Below are 19,515 nucleotides of genomic sequence, written 5' to 3' on the forward strand. Positions count from 1 at the left end.
TATAGAGAGGAAGACAACATGCGACAAGATCAAGAAGTGGTCATTCGACCGATTGAAAAACAAGACTTAGTCCGACTATGGGAATTGATTTACCGGGATGCAACACCGGAGTGGAAACAATGGGACGCTCCTTACTTCGAACATAAGGCGATGTCCTACGAAGAGTTTCAGCAAATCGAGCAGTCGCTCATTCAAAAAAAAGACATGTGGGTCATTGAGGTCGATGGAACCGTATATGGGACCGTTTCTTACTATTTCGAAGATGCCGGACGAGAATGGCTCGAGATGGGCATCATCCTGCATCAGTCCGACCGCTGGAATCGTGGTGTCGGGACGCGTGCCCTTCGCTTATGGACCGAGCATCTATTTGAGACGCTACCCGTTGTCCGTGTCGGCTTGACGACGTGGTCCGGGAATGAACGGATGATGCGGGTCGCTGAAAAAGTAGGGATGCAACTCGAAGGTCGAATCCGTCAAGTGCGTGTCGTGAACGAGAAGCGCTATGATTCGATTCGGATGGGTATGTTACGCGAAGAATGGATGAAGACAGGTACGCCGTCTATGTGAACTACTCACCACTTATTTGCTTTGCAAATTGAAGTGGGAGCTTCTTGGAAAGACCGTGCTCCTACCGCCACGGTTATGGACCAAGCTCGTCGGGCAGTCCCTGCCCTGAAGGGTTGTCAGTCGGCCAACATCAACAGGTTGATGCTCGCGTTGATGTCACGGTCATGGTGCGCGCCACAGGCACACGTCCATTCACGGACATCCATCGTCTTCTTCTGACCTTTCTTGCCGCAAGAAGAACAGATTTGGGTCGATGCGTACCAGGGGTCTGCCTTGATGAGCGTCCGTCCGTAGAAGTTTGATTTGTATTCGAGTTGTCGGACGAACTCGTACCAACTGACATCTGCAATCGATTTGGTGACCTTGTGGTTCTTCATCATGTCCTTCGACTTCAATATCTCCACGACGATGACTTGGTTCTCGTCAACGATCCGTCTCGACAGCTTGTGAAGGAAGTCCTTGCGTTGGTTGGCGATTTTCTCGTGTCTCTTGGCGAGGATCAGCCTGGCTTTTTCACGATTCTTGCTTCCGATCTTCTTGCGTGACAGCGCGCGCTGTGCCTTCTTGACCTTTTCTTCGGACTTACGAAGGAAACGTGGGTTTTCGATCTTCTCCGAGACCATCGCGTCGTTCGTCATGACGGCGAAATGTTCCAGGCCGAGATCAATCCCGACTTTGTGCTCGACTGGAATCCATGGTGCATCGTCCTGTTCGACGAGGATGGAGATGAAGAACTTGCCCGTCCTCGTCATCGAGACCGTCGCCGACCGGATGACGCCCTCGAACGGGCGATGTTGTGTGAACCGCACGAACCCGATTTTAGGAAGTCTCACCTTGCCGTTCTCGATGCGGATCGTACCGTGCTGGTTGTTCGTCGTGTAGGAGGCGCGCGACCGCCGTCTCGATTTGAAGGCCGGGAAGCCGCCCGTCCCGGCGAAGAACTTCGCGAACGCGGTGTCGAGGTTCAGCTTTGCGTTCGCGAGCGCGAGGCTGTCCGCCTCGGCGAGGAACGGGAACAGTGGCTTGTAGGAGGCGGGTGTCGCCGGTTTCCGTCTCGTCACGATCCCCGCTTTCGCCTCATCGCGGATGGCGATGCGGTCCTCGAGCAGCTTGTTGTAGATGAACCGGGCGCAGCCGATCGTCTTGATGAGGAAATCGGCCTGTGCGGGCGTCGGGTGGAGCCTGTATGTGTAACCTTTCAGCATGTCCGTCCCTCCTCCCTCCAGAAGATCGTGATGTATCCTCCTCGTCCGATACCCGCGGAAGGGGAGGGAGAATCTGACGGAATCACGAACTTTTGTTCGTCATATCTGTCACAGGGGGAAAAGACTTTTGGACCGGGTGATTCATCTCCCGCCCACGCTGGGCTACGCCCCGAGACGCTTAGAGGAGGGAGAATTCTCGCCTACTTTTGTTAAAGACGACGTACCTGTTTTGTATGATTTTGTATATATTTGTCGCCATATTGACGATTTCATTCGTGAAGAGTTTGATACAATCGAATCGATTGAATGAAATAGGAGAGAATAAGAATGAGACGACACATGTTAGTTATTATGACGTTATTGATTGGGATGGGTACATGGTATTACATCGCGGGAGCCGCCCCAACGATTAAAGAAGTTCCGACACCATCCTTTACCGGACAATACCCCGGGTTACATTTAACGGTAGAGAGTGAACAAGCGAAAAGATATACGACATCAATCTCAGTTCCGAGAACGGATTATGAAATGCTAAACGAGGAGCTGGATGCATTCATTTTAGAAAAGAAAGAAGCATTTCAACACAACCTCACCCCTAGTCACGGTCAAACGGGTCACTTAAATATTCAGACCGATACATATCAAACGAATGAGGGAGAATATACGCTAGTCGTTCATACTTATGCATTCACTGGTGGTGCGAATGGTCAAACCACTGTCGACGTATTTCGGATGAACCTTTCGGACGGAACGTTCATTGAATGGGATGATGTCTTACGTGATGACCAACATGCATTAGAATGGTTCAAGCATAGCGTCATCACACAATTACAACATCGAGAATACGTGTTTGAGAATCAGTTACGTGAAGCGATTAAACATCCTAAATCGACGAAGTGGATACTGACGTCCTCTGGTCTAGATGTCATATTTGACGAGTATGAAGTGGCAGCGGGAGCGGCAGGTGTGGTAGAAGTTCATATTCCAATGAAGGAAGTTGAGCCGTTTTTGTTATCCAAATTAGATACGCCCACTACACAAGAAGAAGATTCTCCAATCATGAGTCCCTCAAATAAGCCGCTTGAACCTAATGGGAAATATGTTGCACTGACGTTCGATGATGGACCCCATCCGGTTGTGACACCTCACATTCTTGAGACACTTGAGAAATACCAAGCGCGTGCTACGTTCTTTATGTTAGGGAGTCAGATGGAATTCTATCCTGATGTGGCGAGACAAGTAGCGTTGTCAGGTCATGAGCTAGCAAACCATACGGAACATCACCCGGATTTGACAAAATTGTCTGAGAAGGGAGTCAAAGAGGAACTCGAACAGGTTGATGAACGAATTGAGAGGCTTACGGGACAACGCCCATCATTGGTTCGTCCACCATACGGGGCTAAAAATGAAATGATTGAACAGATCATTCAGACAAAGGAGCAGACCCTTGCACTATGGACGGTCGATTCTCTTGATTGGAGTCACCGTAATGCCGATCAAATGTATCGCTTGATTATGGACAATGTCCATCCAAGTGCTGTTGTCTTGATGCATGATATTCATGAGTCCACAGCTGAAGGGTTGCCGAAAGTTCTCGATGCGCTGAAACGTGAAGGGTACACGTTTGTGACGATGAGTGAGCTCTTGACGTTGAAATAGTAAATGAACCCGCCGTGATAAACGGCAGGTTCATTTTTTTATTTCACTTCTTGATCTTTAATTGGGAACCAACCGGCACGTGTCGTGATGGCGTTCCATAGCGGAGCTGGGACAGCGAGTTCGGCTTGTTTGTTCAAGTCGAGTTCTGTCTCGATCTCGTCTTCGCGGTCCGATTTCACTTTTTCGAGCCATTCTGGATCGATGATCAGTTCGCGACCGAGTGCGGCAAAATCGACGACGTCGAGTGCGTCTTCCACTTGGGCCGGACGTTGGAGTTGCCCGACTCCGATGAGTGGGATGGCACCATTGATTCGATTGGCGATGCGGTCTATCGAACGCTCCGTGACATTCTCGTCACGCATGGAAGCTGTGTTGAAGTTCCAGAGAGAAGCGTGAATATAATCGACGCCCTCTTCTAAAATCATATCGAGTAACACATCCGTGTCGTCGAGTGTGATTCCTGGCTCTTCGATTTCTTCCGGTGAGAAACGATAGCCGACTAAGAAGTCTTCTGCATCTGCAGCTGCTTCTTTCACACGACGAATGACTTCGCGTGGGAACGTCAAACGTCCGTGGACATCACCGCCGAAGCGATCTTCACGGCGATTTGAATGCGGTGAGAAGAATTGTTGAATCAAGTAGGTGTTCGCTCCGTGAATCTCAACTCCGTCAAATCCGGCTTCGATGGCCCGACGCGTCGCTTCACCGAACGCCTCAATGATGGCTTCGACTTCTGACGTCTCGAGGGCACGTGGTGTGACGGCACCTTCTCGGACCGGTGCGACGGCACTTGCACTGACAGGTTGTTCGTTCGGGACGAGTTCAGGTGGTGACATCCGCCCAGCGTGGAAAATTTGAAGGATGGCTTTTGCACCTTCCGCTTTTAAACTTTCCGCCAATTGACGGAGACCCGGGATGAATTTGTCGTCATTGACCCCGAATGCGTTCGGGAACCCTTTCCCGTCTTCTGTCACGTACGCGCATGCTGTAATCGCAAGCCCGACGTTTTGCGCCCGTTTCCGATAGTAGGCGAGCTCATGCTCGGATACTTCGCCCGTTGGTTCTGATGAGTAATGTGTCATCGGAGCCAAGACGAGTCGGTTCGGTACTTCGACCCCATTTTTGAACTGAAAAGGTTGTAACATACGTTTCATCTGAAATCCTCCTTCAACATGATACCTTGAAGTCTAAGCTTCTCGGCTCAAAAATGCGAGTCGGATGCTTGTGAATGAACACATTACAGATTGCGCAAGCGTAAGAGATGATTGAACTAAAAAGAATAGGGTATAATACAGAAGAAAAGTTGATATTCGGTTCGAGACAATAGAGAGACCACAACAGGAGGGGGAAGCCTTGTTTTTGTTGTGGTCTCTTTTTCTATTCATTGAACCGTACTTACTATAGGAGGGAATAAGATGGAAATCAGAAATTTCTCAGCGAAAGAACGAGCGAAACGATATGAACAACTGACGAGTGAACGTCATGACGTTCTTGTTGTCGGTGGCGGGATTACCGGAGCGGGGATTGCGCTCGATGCATCGTCGCGTGGGATGAAGACAGCTGTCCTCGAGATGCAAGACTTTGCAGCTGGGACATCAAGTCGTTCGACGAAACTTGTCCACGGGGGACTCCGCTATTTGAAACAATTTGAAGTGGCGCTCGTCGCAGAAGTCGGGAAAGAGCGTGCCATCGTGTATGAGAACGGTCCACACGTCACGACACCGGAACAGATGCTGTTACCGATGCATAAGGGAGGCACGTTTGGTCCCTTCTCAACTTCAATCGGACTCATGGTGTATGACTTCCTCGCAGGCGTCAAACGGGCAGAACGTCGCATGATGCTCAAGCCGAATGAAGTCATCAAAAAAGCCCCGCTCGTCAAAAAAGATGACTTAGTCGGTGGTGGATACTACGTCGAGTACCGGACGGATGATGCGCGATTGACAATCGAAGTGGCGAAAGAAGCGGCAAATCATGGTGCGCTTCTTATGAACTATGCGAAAGTGACAGGGTTGATTTATGAGAACGGCAAAGTAGCCGGTGTACACGTTGAAGACCAAATCGACGGGTCGACATATGACGTCTATGCGAAGAAAATCATCAATGCGACAGGTCCGTGGGTCGATGAGTTACGAGAAGAAGACAACTCGAAAAAAGGCAAACAACTTCGTTTGACGAAGGGAATTCACCTCGTCATCGATCAATCGAAATTCCCACTCAAACAGGCAATTTATTTCGACACACCAGACGGGCGCATGGTCTTTGCCATTCCACGCGGAAACAAAGCATATGTCGGAACGACGGATACGTTCTTCGATAAAAACAAAGCGCATCCACGCATGACGACAGAGGACCGCGATTATATTTTGGATGCGATCCATTATATGTTCCCGGACGTCCATGTCACAGCAGACGATGTGGAATCGAGCTGGGCGGGTATTCGTCCGTTGATCTATGAGGAAGGAAAGGACCCTTCTGAAATTTCACGTAAGGACGAAATTTGGCAGTCAGACAGCGGCTTGATCACGATTGCCGGCGGTAAATTGACAGGATATCGGAAGATGTCAGAAACAGTCGTCGACCTCGTCGCCAAATTGTTGAAAGAAGAAGAAGGCGTCGTTTACTTGGCGAGCCGGACGAAGCATATGCCGATGTCAGGTGGTCACGTCGGCGGTTCGAAAGGATTCAAAGACTTCCTTGAGAAGAAAACGAAAGAACTTCAAAATCACGGTCTCGACGCGGGGCACGCGGAAGAACTCGTCCGTCTATACGGTTCGAATATTGACCGCGTCATCGAGCGGATGGACTCGAACGCGTATGACTTGCCAGAGGTCGTCTATGCACAGTTGATTTATGGCATTGAAGAAGAATCGGTCGTTCGTGCCATCGACTTCTTGATTCGTCGGACCGGAGCGATGTTCTTTGATATCGATTTCGTACGTCAACACAAAGACGGTGTCCTTCGCTGCATGGCCGACGTCTTCAAATGGTCGGATGAGCGTTTGAAAGAAGAGCGTGAAGAGGTCGAGAAGGAGATTGAAATCGCAGTTGTGCCTGTGACTGTCGAATCGTAATGCACTGTATCGAAGGAAAGGTTCATTCTAAACAGGATGAACCTTTTTTGTGGCATGGTTTCGTCGATTCGGAATAACGGTATACCTCATAAGTAGTGATTCTTAGATTGAGGGAGAACTTTTTATGAAACGAAATCTCGTTGCCATCCTATTGATTGGCATTCTATTAGTAGTAGGGTGGCGTTATGTCGATCCCAATCGATTATTGGCCGATGTTTATTATGTCAAAGTCCCAAGTGCAGAAGTGGCGACACAAACTTCATCCGGTTATCGCTATGATCTCATCGGATACGACGAGGATGGAAAAAAACGTCCTCTGTCGATTGCCACTTCGGGGTTGTTACCGGAAGGAAACTATCTGCGGGTATTCGTGAAAGAAGAAGATGCGGAAGTGACCGACTACGAGCAGGTGAATGTCCTAGACGTACCTGAACAGTTGAAGGAAGAACAGGAAGAAGACAATTCCGAGCCATCGTTCCCTTGATTTCAAAAGATAGACGTCGCGAAAAAGAGATGAGTTTGGTAAGGTTAAATTGTTTGAATATGGTAAACGATGAATGAAAGAAGGGACATGCATGTCACGGATGTTAATAGCAGATGACCAGGACGGAATTCGTACGATGCTCGCGCAATTGTTCACAAACATGGGTGTAGACGTGGACACGGCGCAAGACGGCATCAGCGCCTGGGAGTTTTTAGAGCGGGAGCAATATGATTTGGTATTGCTCGATATGAATATGCCTCGTATGTTTGGACATGAAGTATTGCGTCGCATGCGCGAGAAACCGTTAGACACACCTGTCATGATCATGACGGCGTTTGGGGAAGAAACGGTGATTGAAGAAGTGCGCCGTCTCGGGATCACGGCACAATTTGAGAAACCGTTTGATATTTATGGGATGATTGAAAAAGTGAAAGAAGTCTTGAAAATTTGACGTTTCGTCACCAAGATGACATATGTAAACGCTTGCGCTAAGTCATTTCTATGCCCGAATAGCATGGGCACATGTTTTACGGTGTGTTATAATGGGAACGAATTACACGGGGGAACTTTTCCCAAACGTGTATAATAGCGAACAGACAGGAGGATGTCATTATGCCATTAGTATCAATGACAGAAATGCTTAACAAAGCATTCGAAGGTAAGTATGCAGTCGGCCAATTCAACATCAACAACCTCGAGTGGACGCAAGCGATTCTTCGCGCTGCGGAAGACGAGAAATCACCAGTAATCCTCGGTGTATCAGAAGGTGCAGCGAAGTACATGGGTGGCTTCACGACAGTTGTCAAAATGGTTGAAGGTCTTATGCACGACTACAACATCACTGTTCCAGTTGCAATCCACCTTGACCACGGTTCTTCATTCGATAAGTGTAAAGCAGCGATCGACGCTGGTTTCACGTCAGTCATGATCGACGGTTCACACCACCCGATCGATGAAAACATCGAAATGACGAAACAAGTTGTCGAGTACGCGCACGCTAAAGGTGCTTCTGTTGAGGCGGAAGTCGGTACAGTTGGCGGTGAAGAAGACGGCGTTATCGGTGGCGTACAATACGCTGACCTCGACGAGTGTGTACGTGTTGTCAAAGAAGCGAAAGTGGATGCACTTGCTGCAGCACTCGGTTCTGTACACGGTGAATACCAAGGTGAGCCGAAACTTGGCTTCAAAGAGATGGAAGAAATCGCAAACGCGACACAAACTCCACTCGTTCTTCACGGCGGATCAGGTATTCCTGAGCACCAAATCAAAAAAGCAATCGAGCTCGGCCACAGCAAGATCAACGTTAACACAGAGTGCCAACAAGAATGGACTCGTGCGGTACGTGAGAAAGTTGCTGCTGATGCAAAAGTATATGACCCACGTAAAATTATCGGACCTGGTATCGAAGCGATTTATAACGTCGTTACTGGCAAGATGCGTGAGTTTGGTTCAAGCAACCAAGCTTAATCCTGTCCTGAAAGGCTGACTCTACAAAAGAGTCAGCCTTTTTTTGATGATTTAGGGAACGTATACATATATGGTGAAAAAAGGGGGAGTCTTTGTGATTTATAACGAGCGACCGACAGAATTGTTTTGGCGGATCTTTTATGTATATGGAGCAGTCGTGTTGATTGGTCTTTCTTTAGCATTAGCCGCCGCCCCACTCATTTTAATTTATTATTATCCGGTACCTTGGCTTATTCCATTGTTAGTCTTAGTCGCCATCGGTGGGTTTGGGGTGTATTGGTTTACGAACACATTCCGTCGTTTATTTTGGAAAGAACGGAATCACTCTAGATACGAAATGACCGCAACGAGCATCGAGGGTGTGACGTATCGGCATGAACCGGGCGAGTCGGTCGAGCAATCATTTCCAATCTCAGCGATTCGACAAATCGTCTTCTTCCCGGCGATTGTCCGAAAGACACAGCCGTCTCCGACGGTTCGGATTGGTCGGCCTACGGTAGAGTACACTCCGATGCTATCGATTATGACAAAAGATGATGCCATGGAAATCTTGTTCGATCAACGTGATCTGGTTGCCTTTGATCAATGGATAAAATCTTTCCATGAGCAGGGAATTCCGCTATTTTACACACCAAAAGAATTGTATTGGATTGGTGCGAATATCTCGACACGACGTGAGCGATTTGAACGGTTGAGTCGTCCGGAAGAAATCGTTCCATTTGTCTACACCGGCGACCTTGTGGCAGATGAGCAGACGGCAGCAACGAATTGGATTGAAACCCACGGATTGGAACGTTTGAAAGAAGGACCACACCAAGCATACTATGTGAAGCAAAGTAAAATTATGAAATGGTTATTTTTCGGGACGCTCGCTGGGATTGGCCTTGTCGCAGGATCGATGCTTGCAATCGCATCGTTGACGTAAAGGGTATAGCAATTCGACATGACTTTCCTCATAATAGAGATTGTAAGCGATCACAAATTAAGGAGGAGGCACATATGCGTTTTTTCATTGACACAGCAAATGTGGAAGACATTAAAAAAGCTCATCAAATGGGCGTCATTGGAGGCGTGACGACGAATCCATCGCTCGTCGCCAAAGAAGGTGTCGATTTCCATACAAGACTTCGTGAAATCTGTGAGATCGTCGGGGATCTCTCGGTCAGCGCCGAAGTTATTGCACTTGATGCGCCGGGTATGGTGGAAGAAGGAAAGGAACTTTCCGCCATCGCGCCGAATATTACGGTAAAGGTACCGATGACACCAGCGGGGATGGAAGCGGTAAAACAGTTCAAGGAGCTTGGGATCAAGACGAATGTCACGCTCATCTTTAACGCCAACCAAGCGTTACTTGCGGCGCGCGCCGGAGCATCATACGTTTCTCCATTCATCGGACGCTTGGATGACATCGGACAAGATGGGCTCGATTTAGTGGAGACCATTGCCAACATCTTTGCAATCCATGGCATCGAGACAGAAATTATCGCAGCATCTGTGCGTCACCCGGTTCACGTGACAAAAGCTGCACTTCTCGGGGCTGACATTGCGACAGTCCCTTACAAAGTCATCGAACAAATGATGAAACATCCGCTCACAGACAAAGGCATTGAGCAGTTCTTAGCGGATTGGAACAACGCTCAATCCAAATAAGTCCGTCGTAGAAAGGTTTTGATCAGCGTGGAATTTCTCCATATCGTTGGGCAGCAAAAACTAGAAGGAACCGTCGAGATTAGCGGAGCGAAACAGAGCGCTCTCCCTTGCCTTGTGGCTGCACTTCTCACGGAGGAGTCGGTGACGATTGAAAACGTTCCGATGATTGAAGATGTGGAAGTGATGGTCAATTTGTTGAAAGAATTAGGGGTACGAGTAGAGCGGGATGGCGAACGAATGACGATTCATTCGAATGAAGCAGTCGCCATGCCCCTCCTCGGTTCTGAGACGCGTAAAGTCCGTGCCGCTGTCTATTTACTCGGGGTCTTCGCGGCTCGCTTCGGAAAAGGGGCGGTTGGATTACCTGGAGGATATGCGATTGGTCCACGACCGATTGACTTACATTTGAAAGCGTTGGAACGTCTTGGCATTCACGTCGAGAATGAATTAGGTCTCTACCATGTCTGGGTCGATGAACTTGTCGGGAATCGAATTTACTTGGACTTGCGGTCGTTTGGGGCAACCGTGAGTGCGATGCTTGCGGCTGTTCTGGCGACAGGGACGACAGTCATCGAAAACGCGGCCTGCGACCCGGAAGTCGTCGATGTGGCTACGATGCTCACATCGATGGGGGCACATGTGAGTGGGGCCGGAACGGATGAGATTCGAATCAAAGGGGTGGAGCGACTCCACGGTTGTACGCACACACTGATTCCGGATCGCCTCGAGGCCGGAACGTTCATGATGTTCGGTGCCGTATCCGGTCACGTGACCGTTCAACCGGTCATTCCGACACACCTGGAAGGAGTCATCCAAAAACTGTTGGACTTCGGAGCAGACGTTGAGGTCGGTGAAGAGTCAATTACCGTGACGGCGAACCAATTCATGCCAACAGACATTCGTGTGTTTCATTACTCGGGGTATCCGAGCGACTTGCAACCGGTGATGACGGCAGCCTTACTAAAAGCGGCCGGAACGAGTGTCGTTACCGATAAATTGTATGCGCAACGATTCCGACACATCGCTGAGATGCGCCGGATGAATGCGCAAATCACTTTGGAAGATGCGTCGGCTGTCATTCGTGGCGGGAATCAACTGGCGAACGCAGAGATGGAATGTACCGATGCACGGAGTGCTGCGGCCCTGGTGCTGTCGGCGCTCCAAGCATCTGGAGAATCGACACTACTGCATGCAGAACGACTGAATGATTCGTATGTCGACTTTGTCGGCAAATTAAAACAACTCGGTGCGCTCGTTTGGGTGGAGGAACATACCGAGGTATAAAGGGGAGATTTCGGGTGGAACGAAGTTTATCGATGGAACTGGTTCGGGTGACAGAAGCGGCGGCGCTTGCTTCAGCCCGTTGGATGGGACGAGGATTAAAAGTCGAAGCGGATGATGCGGCAACGACCGCCATGCGCGACGTGTTTGACACGATTCCGATGAAAGGGATTGTTGTTATCGGTGAAGGGGAGATGGATGAAGCCCCGATGCTATACATCGGCGAAAAAGTCGGGAATGGCTATGGCTCTCGTCTCGATGTCGCCGTCGACCCGTTAGAAGGAACGAACATCGTAGCGACAGGGACGTGGGGAGCCCTTGCGGTTCTCGCGGTCGCGGATGCAGGCGATCTTCTTCATGCACCGGATATGTATATGGATAAAATCGCAGTCGGACCGGAAGCGGCGGGACTCGTGAGTCTCGACAATTCGATTGAAGAGAACATCGAAATCGTGGCGAAAGCGAAGAAGAAAAACGTGGAAGATGTCGTCGTCACGATTTTACATCGGGATCGTCACGAAGAAACCATTCAACGTGTCCGCGCGACCGGTGCGCGAATCAAATTGATTCCGGACGGGGATGTCGCCGCGGCCATCAATACCGCTTTCCCGAAAACGGGTGTCGATTTGCTTCTCGGTTCAGGTGGGGCGCCAGAAGGTGTCATCGCGGCTGTGGCGATGAAGTGTTTGGGTGGAGACTTCCAAGGACGTTTACTCCCAGAAGACGAAGCGCAGAAACAACGTTGCCATGACATGGGAATCGAAGATACGGATCGAATCCTTCTCCTCAATGATTTGGTGAAAGGTGAAGATTGTATCTTTGCAGCGACCGGTGTCACAGATGGAGAGCTGTTACGTGGAGTCCAATTCACGTCACAAGGTGGACAGACCCATTCGGTTGTCATGCGTGCCAAATCCGGAACCGTTCGTTTCGTCGAAGGGAACCACTCGCTTACGAAAAAACCAAAAATGGTCATGAAACCAGAATAATCAGAAGTCGTGGATGTGCAAACGTCCACGACTTTTTTGTGGTGAAAGCGTCAGAAAACGGGAATGGGTAGTCAGGAGGTGGGTGTGATGATTCAAGTAGAAGGACTCGTCAAGACATTCAAGGATGTTCCAGCTGTCGATGACGTGTCATTTACTGTGAAAGAAGGAGAAATCTTTGCGTTTTTAGGTCCGAACGGTGCCGGTAAATCGACGACGGTGCAAATGTTGACGACACTCGTGAGACCGACATCTGGAGCGGCACGAGTCAATGGATTCGATGTCGTCAAACAAGAAAAAGATGTCCGATTATCGATTGGGGTCGCCTTACAAGAAACAGGGATTGATAAAGTGCTGACGGGACGAGAGCTCCTTGTCTTACAAGGGCGTTTGTTTAAGATGTCGAATAAAGAGGCGCAACGTCGAGCGAGTGAGTTACTCGAAGTCGTTTCACTGACGGATGCGGCCGATCGCCGGAGTGGCACCTATTCCAGTGGGATGCGGCGACGTCTCGACTTGGCTCTCACGCTCGTCCATCGTCCGACGGTCTTGTTTTTAGACGAACCGACAGGACTCGATCCGACAAGCCGAATCGAGATATGGAATGAAGTACGTCGATTGGATGAGGAATTTGGGACGACGATTTTTTAACGACCCAATACTTAGAGGAAGCCGATGAGTTGGCGGACCGGATTGCCATCATCAACCATGGGAAGATTGTGAGTGAAGGAACGGCCGAGGAATTGAAACAGCTAGTCGGTGGTGAAACGATCGCGATGGACTTTGTTTCGGAATCGGAAGCGACTCTTGCCGCGACAAGATTTCATACAACTCCGAACGGCACACATGTATCGTTTGAGCTACGTGACGTGACGTTGACTGAGATTGTTCGTTCGTTAGATGAACAAGGGCTACAACCTGAGCGATTGACTGTCAAACAACCGTCGCTTGATGATGTGTTCTTGAAAGTGACGGGCGAGTCATACGAAGGAGGCGAGATTCGTGTGGACTGAGACACGGCTATTCACGAAACGGAGTTTGGTGACGACCATCCGAAATCCGTTCTCATTTATTCCGAACTTAATCATCTCTGTCTTCTTTTTACTCGTGTATACAAGCGGCTTGTCGAGCGTGGCCTCGTTGCCTCAGTTCGAAGGGAGCGATTATTTGAACTTCATCTTACCCGTTTCCATTGTTTCAGGCGCAGTCGGGGGAGCGGGAGGCACAGGTCAGGCGCTTGTCCGAGATATTGAGAGTGGCTATTTCGCACGGCTCTTGTTGACACCGGCGACGCGTACCGCGATTGTGCTCGGACCGATGATTGCGGGGATGTTGCAATTGCTCGTTCAAACGCTACTCATCTTTGCAGTCGCATTTCTTCTCGGTCTCACGATTCCAGTCGGGGCAATCGGTTTCTTCTTCACAGTACTGCTCACCATTGGATTTGGACTTGGTTTCGCAGGATATTCAGTAGGTGTCGCCTTGAAGACACGAAACGCTCAAGCGGCCCAGGCAGGGACATTGTTGTTCTTTCCTTTGATTTTCCTGTCGACGACGTTCGTTCCGAAAGAATTGATTGAAGCCGAATGGTTGAAAGTGGCAGCAACCTTCAATCCGACGACCTATATCTTTGAAGGGATGCGAGCGGTTCTGACTCAACCTGAGATTGATTGGGGAGCACTCTCGGCAGGACTCGCAGTCGCGGGTACGATGAGTATACTCATGATTGTCTTTGCGGCAACAAACGCGAGAGGAGCGTTGAAGCAAAAATAAAGGAGGAGTTTGATGCAGGAACTATCAACGATGATTCGGATCATGTTAACAGGTATTGGAGCATATATTTCAATCATTATCATGTTGCGTGTTTCTGGTAAGCGTACATTGGCAAAAATGAATGCATTTGATTTTATTGTGACGGTTGCACTTGGTTCTATTTTGGCAACGACCTTGACTAGTCAACAAACCTCTTTATTGGCTGGACTCACTGCATTCGGTACACTAATCGTCTTACAATATATATTAGCGAAACTATCTAAGCGATTCTCCATTGTGAATCAAATGATTAAATCAGAACCAACTCTACTGTTTTATAAAGGAGATTATTTGAGAGAACATCTAAAGAAAGAACGAATTCTAGAGATAGAGGTCATTCAAGCGATTCGATCAAGTGGCACTCCTCTAGGACAAGTCGAAGCAGTAATCATAGAAACGGATGGAACGTTTTCTGTTCTGAAAGACTCTCGTCATGTAATGGAACATGTGAACAAATAAAAACGACTCGGTTCCGATGAACCGAGTCGTGATATTGTATTAGAGATATGATCCAGCGCCTACATAGCGTGGTGCCCAGTATCCAGAAGTGAAGCTCGCGTATTTCACGCCGCCTGTTTCTGAGCTGATCATTTGTGTTTTGCTAAGTGCCATTCCGACGTGTTGAATCGTTCCGCCTGAATGTGAGAAGAAGACGAGGTCACCCGCTTGGATCGATGATTTCGAGATTTTCTTTGCGCTTGAGTATTGCTGACGTGAAGAACGTGGAAGTGTTTTTCCGATTGCTTTCTTGTACACGTGACCAGTATATCCTGAGCAGTCAAACCCTGAAGTTGTTGTTCCACCATAGCGATACGGTGTTCCGAGATATTTCTTCGACTCAGCGACGAGTTTCGAACGTTTGCTTGAAGATGACGTTGAGACCGTTGTTGATGTCGACGTGTTCGCTTTCAAGTACGTGAACGTTGAAGATGCTGAGATGTAACGGTGTGTGCCTTTGTAGTTGATTTTGTAGAACGAACCGGATTTACCAAGGTATGTATAGCGTTGACCTTTATCCATTTTCGCGACGACTTTCGATGACGTAAGTGACGGGGCAGTACGGATGTTCAAACCGTTTACTTTCGAGTAAGCAAATGTACCGGTAGCGGCTTCTGCTTGTTCACCTGTTGAGAACATAAGACCCGAGAAAGCGACAGTGGCAGCGACGACGATTGATGCAATACGCTTTAACATTGTATAAATCCCTCCGTTTTTTAAAATCAAGACATTCGTATATGACAAATCGAGTAATTTTTATGGTAGAGCACAAGCTGCGGGATATACCCGGTTTCCTGTGCAAATAAACTATATCATGCGCAAGACCGATAGCATTTTTCAATCGCAAGTCAAAAAAGCAGTTTCTTGTAACAAAAATGAAACAATATGTGGATATAGCACTTATTTTGTTACAAAACGATCTTTTACTGTGTAAGGATTTGTACAAGAGGGAAACGATTGAACAAGAGGTGAATTTTGCACGGTGACGGCACGGGCAAAATATGGTTAGATGATGGCAGAACAAATGAATCAAGTTGAATGCTTCTTGTAATGAAATGTAGAAAGATAGGTGACTTGAATGAGTCAACAGACAGAACCGACAAAGAACTATACACTTCGTGAGCTTGAAACGAAGACGTTGAAAGAATTATATGAAATTGCCAAAGAAGTCAAAGTACCGAACTTTCGAGAAGCGCGTAAGCGTGAGCTCATGTTCCGTATTTTGAAATCACAGGCTGAATCAAAAGATTTATACTTCCTCGAAGGTATTTTAGAGATCATCCCACCGAATCCACAGTCTCAAAATGATGGCGGATTTGGATTCCTCCGACCAATCAACTATTCTCAATCTTCCGAAGACATCTATATCGCCGCATCGCAAATTCGTCGCTTTAATCTTCGAAACGGGGACCTTGTCACAGGAAAGGTCCGTAAACCGAAGGAGAATGAACGGTTCCAAGGTTTGTTGAGTGTTGAAGCGGTCAATGGAGAGTCGACGGACTCGACGCGTTCGCGTGATTATTTCCCGGCATTGACACCGATTTATCCAGAACAACAGATGGTGCTCGAGACAGAGCCGACCCATCTTTCGGTTCGTGTCATGGATATGATCGCACCAGTAGGGTTTGGCCAACGCGGGTTGATTGTGGCACCACCAAAAGCGGGGAAAACGTCGCTTTTAAAAGAAATTGCCAACTCGATCACGACGAATCATCCGAACGTCGAATTAATCATTCTTCTAATCGATGAACGACCAGAGGAAGTGACGGATATTCAACGCTCTGTACCGGATGCGGACGTGGCGTTCTCGACTTTTGATGAGACGCCGGAAAACCATGCGCGTATTTCAGAACTCGTTCTCGAACGCGCGATGCGTCTCGTGGAACATAAGAAAGACGTGGTCATCCTACTCGATTCCATCACACGCTTGACGCGTGCGTACAACCTGTCTGTTCCACCGAGCGGACGGACACTCTCGGGGGGGATTGACCCGGCGGCGTTCCACAAACCGAAAAAGTTCTTCGGAGCGGCACGGAATATCGAGGATGGAGGTAGCTTGACGATCCTCGCGACAGCGCTCGTCGATACCGGATCACGAATGGACGACGTCATCTATGAAGAGTTCAAAGGAACAGGGAACATGGAACTGCATCTGGACCGGAAATTGGCAGAGCGCAGGATCTTCCCTGCAATCGATATTCGTCGCTCGGGAACACGGAAAGAAGAGTTGCTACTCGGGAAGGACGAACTCGATTCGCTCTGGACAATTCGTCGTACGATGAACGAGTCTCCAGACTTCATCGAACAGTTCTTACGCCGCGTCCGTGAGACGAAAACAAACCTCGACTTTTTTGCTGCGCTAGAGGCGGATAAGAAAAAAAGACGACCGGTGAAAAAAACGAAAACAGACTTGTAAAACCTATAGTAGGGTGATATTATATTCTAGTGAACTTTCTCTAGGTTGAAAGAATACTTAGGGCCGAAGGAGTTGAAAAGCAATGAAACAAGGAATCCACCCAGAATACCGTAAAGTCGTATTCATGGACTCGACGACAGAATTCAAATTCATCACTGGTTCAACTCGTTACTCTAACGAGACAATCACGATGGAAGATGGAAACGAGTACCCACTCATCCGTGTCGATGTATCTTCTGATTCGCACCCGTTCTACACAGGTCGCCAGAAATTCGCATCTGCAGATGGTCGTATCGAGCGCTTCAACAAGAAATACCAACGTTAATCGTAAAGTTGTATGCTCACCGCCTAGGGATTGCCCTTGGCGGTTTTTTGTTGCATCGACACGGGTAAAGAGACGAAAGACTGTCGTGAGGGGGTTGTTATGGAATTTATACTCATTAGTATCAGCTTGTTGATCGGGGTCGGCATCATGTCCCAATGGTTGGCATGGCGTTATCAAATCCCAGCAATCATCATTATGACGCTCGCTGGAGTATTGGCCGGTCCAATCCTCGGGCTGTTCGACCCGCGTGAATTATTTGGGGATTTATATAGTCCGATCATTTCGTTTGCGGTCGCCATCATCTTATTTGAAGGAAGTCTTGGGCTTCATTTTAGCGAAATCAATCAGTTCCGACGGTCGATTGTCCGCATTGTCACGATTGGAGTCGCGCTCTCGTTTGTCGGGATGTCGCTACTTATTCAATATGTTGGAGGATTACATTGGGTCGTTGCCTGGACGATGGGGGCGCTCTTCGTCGTGACGGGTCCGACTGTCGTCATTCCGTTGTTACGTCAGGCACATTTGAAAGATCGGGTCGGAGCGATTTTGAAGTGGGAAGGCATCATTGTCGATCCTGTCGGAGCATTACTCGGACTCTTCGTCGTTCGACTCGGAAACATCGTATACGAAGGTATGGATTTATGGATGCAACTCCTCTTTGCAGGTGCCTGTATTTTAGGGATTGGACTCGGTTACTTGTTCGGTCATCTCTTGATGGGATGGTTTGTGGCAGAAAAAGTACCTCGCTATCTCCGTGCCTCGGTTACGTTGACGGCTGTCCTCGTCTTATTCTCACTCAGTGAGCTTATGATGCATGAAGTCGGGCTGCTCGCCGTTACGGCGATGGGGATGACGATGGCCAATACGAAGCATCGGGATGAAGAAATCATCGAAGAACTGCAATCATTCAAAGAGGATATTTCCATCTTACTCATCTCGTCTGTCTTCATCTTGTTGACGGCATCTCTGTCCCGGGCCGAGCTGTTGAACATTTTCCAATGGCCACTCCTCTTGACGATTGCGGGCATTCTCTTCTTGGTTCGCCCAGTTGCGATTTACTTGTCGACCATCGGTGGAGGTTTGCCGCTGGCGGAACGAGGATTCATCGGCTGGATTGCGCCGCGCGGGATTGTCGCGATGACGGTCGCTGGATTCTTTGCTGAAGAAGTCGCGCATCTTGGGATTGACGATGCGAAGCAAATGTTGCCGCTCACACTCGGTCTCGTCTTCATTTCCGTTACATTGCACGGTCTCACGATTCGACCGCTCGCGCGAAAATTGAAATTAATCGATGAACAAAAAGAGGCGAACGCTGATGAATAAAGGACGGAGTTCTTTCAATCAACATTTAGGAGAAGTCAACCCTTTTCCTCAACTCGAAAGATAGGTATAATCGGAAAGCGATTATCGATGGAGAGGGCGAAGAACAATGATGCATGTGACGAACCGATATGGTTGGATTGAAGTGATTTGTGGGAGTATGTTTTCGGGGAAGTCGGAGGAATTGATTCGCCGAGTCCGCCGTGCTCATTATGGAAAGATTCCGGTCCAAGTGTTCAAACCAGCAATCGACGACCGGTATCATGAAGAGAACGTCGTCTCACATACGGGGAATTCGGTCGTGGCCGTGCCGATCGCATCGAGCCAAGAATTATATGATGCCGTTCGTGAAGAAACACAGGTTATCGCGATTGACGAGGTGCAATTCTTTGATGAAGGAATTGTAGACGTCATCGAACAACTTGCGAACGAAGACAAACGCGTCATCTGCGCTGGGCTCGATATGGACTTTCGAGGCGAACCGTTCACGATGATGCCTGAACTGTTGTCACGCGCGGAGTTTGTGACGAAATTACAGGCCATCTGTTTGTCATGCGGCGCACCTGCTTCACGGACACAGCGTCTGATTGACGGGCAACCGGCTCGGTATGAGGACCCGGTCATCTTGGTGGGGGCTTCCGAGTCTTACGAACCACGATGCCGACATTGTCATGATGTACCGAATAAACCACATCCGGTCCGCCATACGGTGGTAGACTGATGAATCGACGGACCGCCCTCGGCGGTCCGTTTTTTTGCTATAATAGATAG

General features: G+C 48.6%; 22 protein-coding genes. 19 read left to right on the forward strand and 3 right to left on the reverse strand.

Features of this window, described 5'->3' with window-relative positions; all coding sequences use genetic code 11:
* The first annotated feature begins 18 nt into the window (after positions 1 to 18).
* On the forward strand, positions 19 to 567 hold the full coding sequence (locus KNO72_RS10695) for a GNAT family N-acetyltransferase (RefSeq protein WP_078147687.1): 549 nt from the start codon (positions 19 to 21) through the stop codon (positions 565 to 567).
* A gap of 116 nt (positions 568 to 683) precedes the next feature.
* Here KNO72_RS10695 and tnpB read toward each other — a convergent pair whose 3' ends face one another.
* The gene (gene tnpB / locus KNO72_RS10700) at positions 684 to 1,772 is read right to left on the reverse strand and encodes an IS200/IS605 family element RNA-guided endonuclease TnpB (protein WP_214730228.1); all 1,089 of its coding nucleotides are present in this window, start codon (positions 1,770 to 1,772) and stop codon (positions 684 to 686) included.
* Positions 1,773 to 1,899: 127 nt separating this feature from the next.
* Here tnpB and KNO72_RS10705 point away from each other — a divergent pair, with 127 nt between their 5' ends.
* Entirely contained in the window at positions 1,900 to 2,082 is a 183-nt protein-coding gene (locus tag KNO72_RS10705) for a hypothetical protein (protein WP_078147685.1), read from the forward strand.
* Positions 2,083 to 2,099: 17 nt separating this feature from the next.
* Positions 2,100 to 3,431, forward strand: coding sequence for a polysaccharide deacetylase family protein (locus KNO72_RS10710; protein WP_214758136.1), 1,332 nt, complete (start codon positions 2,100 to 2,102; stop codon positions 3,429 to 3,431).
* Positions 3,432 to 3,469: 38 nt separating this feature from the next.
* Here the strand turns inward: KNO72_RS10710 and KNO72_RS10715 are convergent, their stop codons facing one another.
* A complete protein-coding gene (locus tag KNO72_RS10715) occupies positions 3,470 to 4,585 on the reverse strand; it encodes an NADH-dependent flavin oxidoreductase (protein WP_078147683.1) in 1,116 nt (371 codons plus the stop codon).
* Positions 4,586 to 4,846: 261 nt separating this feature from the next.
* On the opposite strand from KNO72_RS10715, the gene KNO72_RS10720 reads away from it, so the two are divergent.
* The 12 genes from KNO72_RS10720 (at position 4,847) to KNO72_RS10770 (ending at position 14,644) form a co-directional block, all read left to right on the forward strand.
* The gene (locus tag KNO72_RS10720) at positions 4,847 to 6,505 is read left to right on the forward strand and encodes a glycerol-3-phosphate dehydrogenase/oxidase (protein WP_078147682.1); all 1,659 of its coding nucleotides are present in this window, start codon (positions 4,847 to 4,849) and stop codon (positions 6,503 to 6,505) included.
* 124 nt (positions 6,506 to 6,629) lie between these two features.
* Entirely contained in the window at positions 6,630 to 6,989 is a 360-nt protein-coding gene (locus KNO72_RS10725) for a YxeA family protein (RefSeq protein ID WP_078147681.1), read from the forward strand.
* 91 nt (positions 6,990 to 7,080) lie between these two features.
* Complete coding sequence (locus tag KNO72_RS10730) at positions 7,081 to 7,440, forward strand: response regulator (RefSeq protein WP_214734528.1); 360 nt, start codon at positions 7,081 to 7,083, stop codon at positions 7,438 to 7,440.
* Between the two features lie 161 nt (positions 7,441 to 7,601).
* Complete coding sequence (gene fba / locus KNO72_RS10735) at positions 7,602 to 8,456, forward strand: class II fructose-1,6-bisphosphate aldolase (RefSeq protein ID WP_012727395.1); 855 nt, start codon at positions 7,602 to 7,604, stop codon at positions 8,454 to 8,456.
* Between the two features lie 94 nt (positions 8,457 to 8,550).
* Positions 8,551 to 9,381 carry a hypothetical protein gene (locus KNO72_RS10740; RefSeq protein WP_214758138.1) on the forward strand — a complete coding sequence of 277 codons (831 nt, stop codon included), beginning with the start codon at positions 8,551 to 8,553 and terminating at the stop codon, positions 9,379 to 9,381.
* Positions 9,382 to 9,455: 74 nt separating this feature from the next.
* On the forward strand, positions 9,456 to 10,106 hold the full coding sequence (gene fsa, locus KNO72_RS10745; protein WP_214758140.1) for a fructose-6-phosphate aldolase: 651 nt from the start codon (positions 9,456 to 9,458) through the stop codon (positions 10,104 to 10,106).
* Positions 10,107 to 10,133: 27 nt separating this feature from the next.
* Complete coding sequence (gene murA, locus KNO72_RS10750) at positions 10,134 to 11,390, forward strand: UDP-N-acetylglucosamine 1-carboxyvinyltransferase (RefSeq protein WP_214758142.1); 1,257 nt, start codon at positions 10,134 to 10,136, stop codon at positions 11,388 to 11,390.
* A gap of 14 nt (positions 11,391 to 11,404) precedes the next feature.
* The gene (gene glpX, locus KNO72_RS10755; protein WP_012727392.1) at positions 11,405 to 12,376 is read left to right on the forward strand and encodes a class II fructose-bisphosphatase; all 972 of its coding nucleotides are present in this window, start codon (positions 11,405 to 11,407) and stop codon (positions 12,374 to 12,376) included.
* Positions 12,377 to 12,463: 87 nt separating this feature from the next.
* The gene (locus tag KNO72_RS15630; RefSeq protein ID WP_251028323.1) at positions 12,464 to 13,024 is read left to right on the forward strand and encodes an ABC transporter ATP-binding protein; all 561 of its coding nucleotides are present in this window, start codon (positions 12,464 to 12,466) and stop codon (positions 13,022 to 13,024) included.
* 29 nt (positions 13,025 to 13,053) lie between these two features.
* Positions 13,054 to 13,386, forward strand: a complete 333-nt coding sequence (locus KNO72_RS15635; protein ID WP_251028324.1) for an ATP-binding protein DrrA1-3 family domain-containing protein — start codon at positions 13,054 to 13,056, stop codon at positions 13,384 to 13,386.
* Positions 13,376 to 14,146: an ABC transporter permease gene (locus KNO72_RS10765; protein ID WP_214758145.1), complete on the forward strand. Its 771-nt coding sequence runs from the start codon at positions 13,376 to 13,378 to the stop codon at positions 14,144 to 14,146. Before KNO72_RS15635 ends, KNO72_RS10765 begins: the two co-directional genes overlap by 11 nt.
* Positions 14,147 to 14,158: 12 nt before the next feature.
* On the forward strand, positions 14,159 to 14,644 hold the full coding sequence (locus tag KNO72_RS10770; protein WP_214687568.1) for a DUF421 domain-containing protein: 486 nt from the start codon (positions 14,159 to 14,161) through the stop codon (positions 14,642 to 14,644).
* 39 nt (positions 14,645 to 14,683) lie between these two features.
* Here KNO72_RS10770 and KNO72_RS10775 read toward each other — a convergent pair whose 3' ends face one another.
* Positions 14,684 to 15,379 (reverse strand): C40 family peptidase, encoded by a 696-nt coding sequence (locus tag KNO72_RS10775; protein WP_214687566.1) that lies wholly within the window; start codon positions 15,377 to 15,379, stop codon positions 14,684 to 14,686.
* A gap of 382 nt (positions 15,380 to 15,761) precedes the next feature.
* Here KNO72_RS10775 and rho point away from each other — a divergent pair, with 382 nt between their 5' ends.
* From rho to KNO72_RS10795, 4 genes are all read left to right on the forward strand, one after another.
* The gene (rho, locus tag KNO72_RS10780) at positions 15,762 to 17,099 is read left to right on the forward strand and encodes a transcription termination factor Rho (RefSeq protein WP_078147673.1); all 1,338 of its coding nucleotides are present in this window, start codon (positions 15,762 to 15,764) and stop codon (positions 17,097 to 17,099) included.
* An 82-nt stretch (positions 17,100 to 17,181) separates the two neighbouring features.
* Positions 17,182 to 17,424: a type B 50S ribosomal protein L31 gene (locus tag KNO72_RS10785; protein ID WP_012727387.1), complete on the forward strand. Its 243-nt coding sequence runs from the start codon at positions 17,182 to 17,184 to the stop codon at positions 17,422 to 17,424.
* A 99-nt stretch (positions 17,425 to 17,523) separates the two neighbouring features.
* Entirely contained in the window at positions 17,524 to 18,747 is a 1,224-nt protein-coding gene (locus tag KNO72_RS10790) for a cation:proton antiporter (protein WP_214758147.1), read from the forward strand.
* A gap of 106 nt (positions 18,748 to 18,853) precedes the next feature.
* Positions 18,854 to 19,465 carry a thymidine kinase gene (locus tag KNO72_RS10795; protein ID WP_012727385.1) on the forward strand — a complete coding sequence of 204 codons (612 nt, stop codon included), beginning with the start codon at positions 18,854 to 18,856 and terminating at the stop codon, positions 19,463 to 19,465.
* The last annotated feature ends 50 nt before the right edge of the window (positions 19,466 to 19,515 follow it).

Source organism: Exiguobacterium sp. s123 (assembly GCF_018617075.1).
GTDB lineage: Bacteria > Bacillota > Bacilli > Exiguobacteriales > Exiguobacteriaceae > Exiguobacterium > Exiguobacterium profundum.

Bases quoted from the DNA above. Each gene is read 5' to 3' on its own strand.
- KNO72_RS10730 (WP_214734528.1), top strand. From the start codon at position 7,081: ATGTCACGGATGTTAATAGCAGATGACCAGGACGGAATTCGTACGATG.
- tnpB (WP_214730228.1), bottom strand. From the start codon at position 1,772: ATGCTGAAAGGTTACACATACAGGCTCCACCCGACGCCCGCACAGGCC.
- KNO72_RS10795 (WP_012727385.1), top strand. From the start codon at position 18,854: ATGATGCATGTGACGAACCGATATGGTTGGATTGAAGTGATTTGTGGG.
- fsa (WP_214758140.1), top strand. From the start codon at position 9,456: ATGCGTTTTTTCATTGACACAGCAAATGTGGAAGACATTAAAAAAGCT.
- KNO72_RS10710 (WP_214758136.1), top strand. From the start codon at position 2,100: ATGAGACGACACATGTTAGTTATTATGACGTTATTGATTGGGATGGGT.
- KNO72_RS10695 (WP_078147687.1), top strand. From the start codon at position 19: ATGCGACAAGATCAAGAAGTGGTCATTCGACCGATTGAAAAACAAGAC.
- rho (WP_078147673.1), top strand. From the start codon at position 15,762: ATGAGTCAACAGACAGAACCGACAAAGAACTATACACTTCGTGAGCTT.
- fba (WP_012727395.1), top strand. From the start codon at position 7,602: ATGCCATTAGTATCAATGACAGAAATGCTTAACAAAGCATTCGAAGGT.
- KNO72_RS15630 (WP_251028323.1), top strand. From the start codon at position 12,464: ATGATTCAAGTAGAAGGACTCGTCAAGACATTCAAGGATGTTCCAGCT.
- KNO72_RS10770 (WP_214687568.1), top strand. From the start codon at position 14,159: ATGCAGGAACTATCAACGATGATTCGGATCATGTTAACAGGTATTGGA.
- KNO72_RS10785 (WP_012727387.1), top strand. From the start codon at position 17,182: ATGAAACAAGGAATCCACCCAGAATACCGTAAAGTCGTATTCATGGAC.
- KNO72_RS10790 (WP_214758147.1), top strand. From the start codon at position 17,524: ATGGAATTTATACTCATTAGTATCAGCTTGTTGATCGGGGTCGGCATC.
- KNO72_RS10725 (WP_078147681.1), top strand. From the start codon at position 6,630: ATGAAACGAAATCTCGTTGCCATCCTATTGATTGGCATTCTATTAGTA.
- KNO72_RS10720 (WP_078147682.1), top strand. From the start codon at position 4,847: ATGGAAATCAGAAATTTCTCAGCGAAAGAACGAGCGAAACGATATGAA.
- KNO72_RS10775 (WP_214687566.1), bottom strand. From the start codon at position 15,379: ATGTTAAAGCGTATTGCATCAATCGTCGTCGCTGCCACTGTCGCTTTC.
- KNO72_RS10715 (WP_078147683.1), bottom strand. From the start codon at position 4,585: ATGAAACGTATGTTACAACCTTTTCAGTTCAAAAATGGGGTCGAAGTA.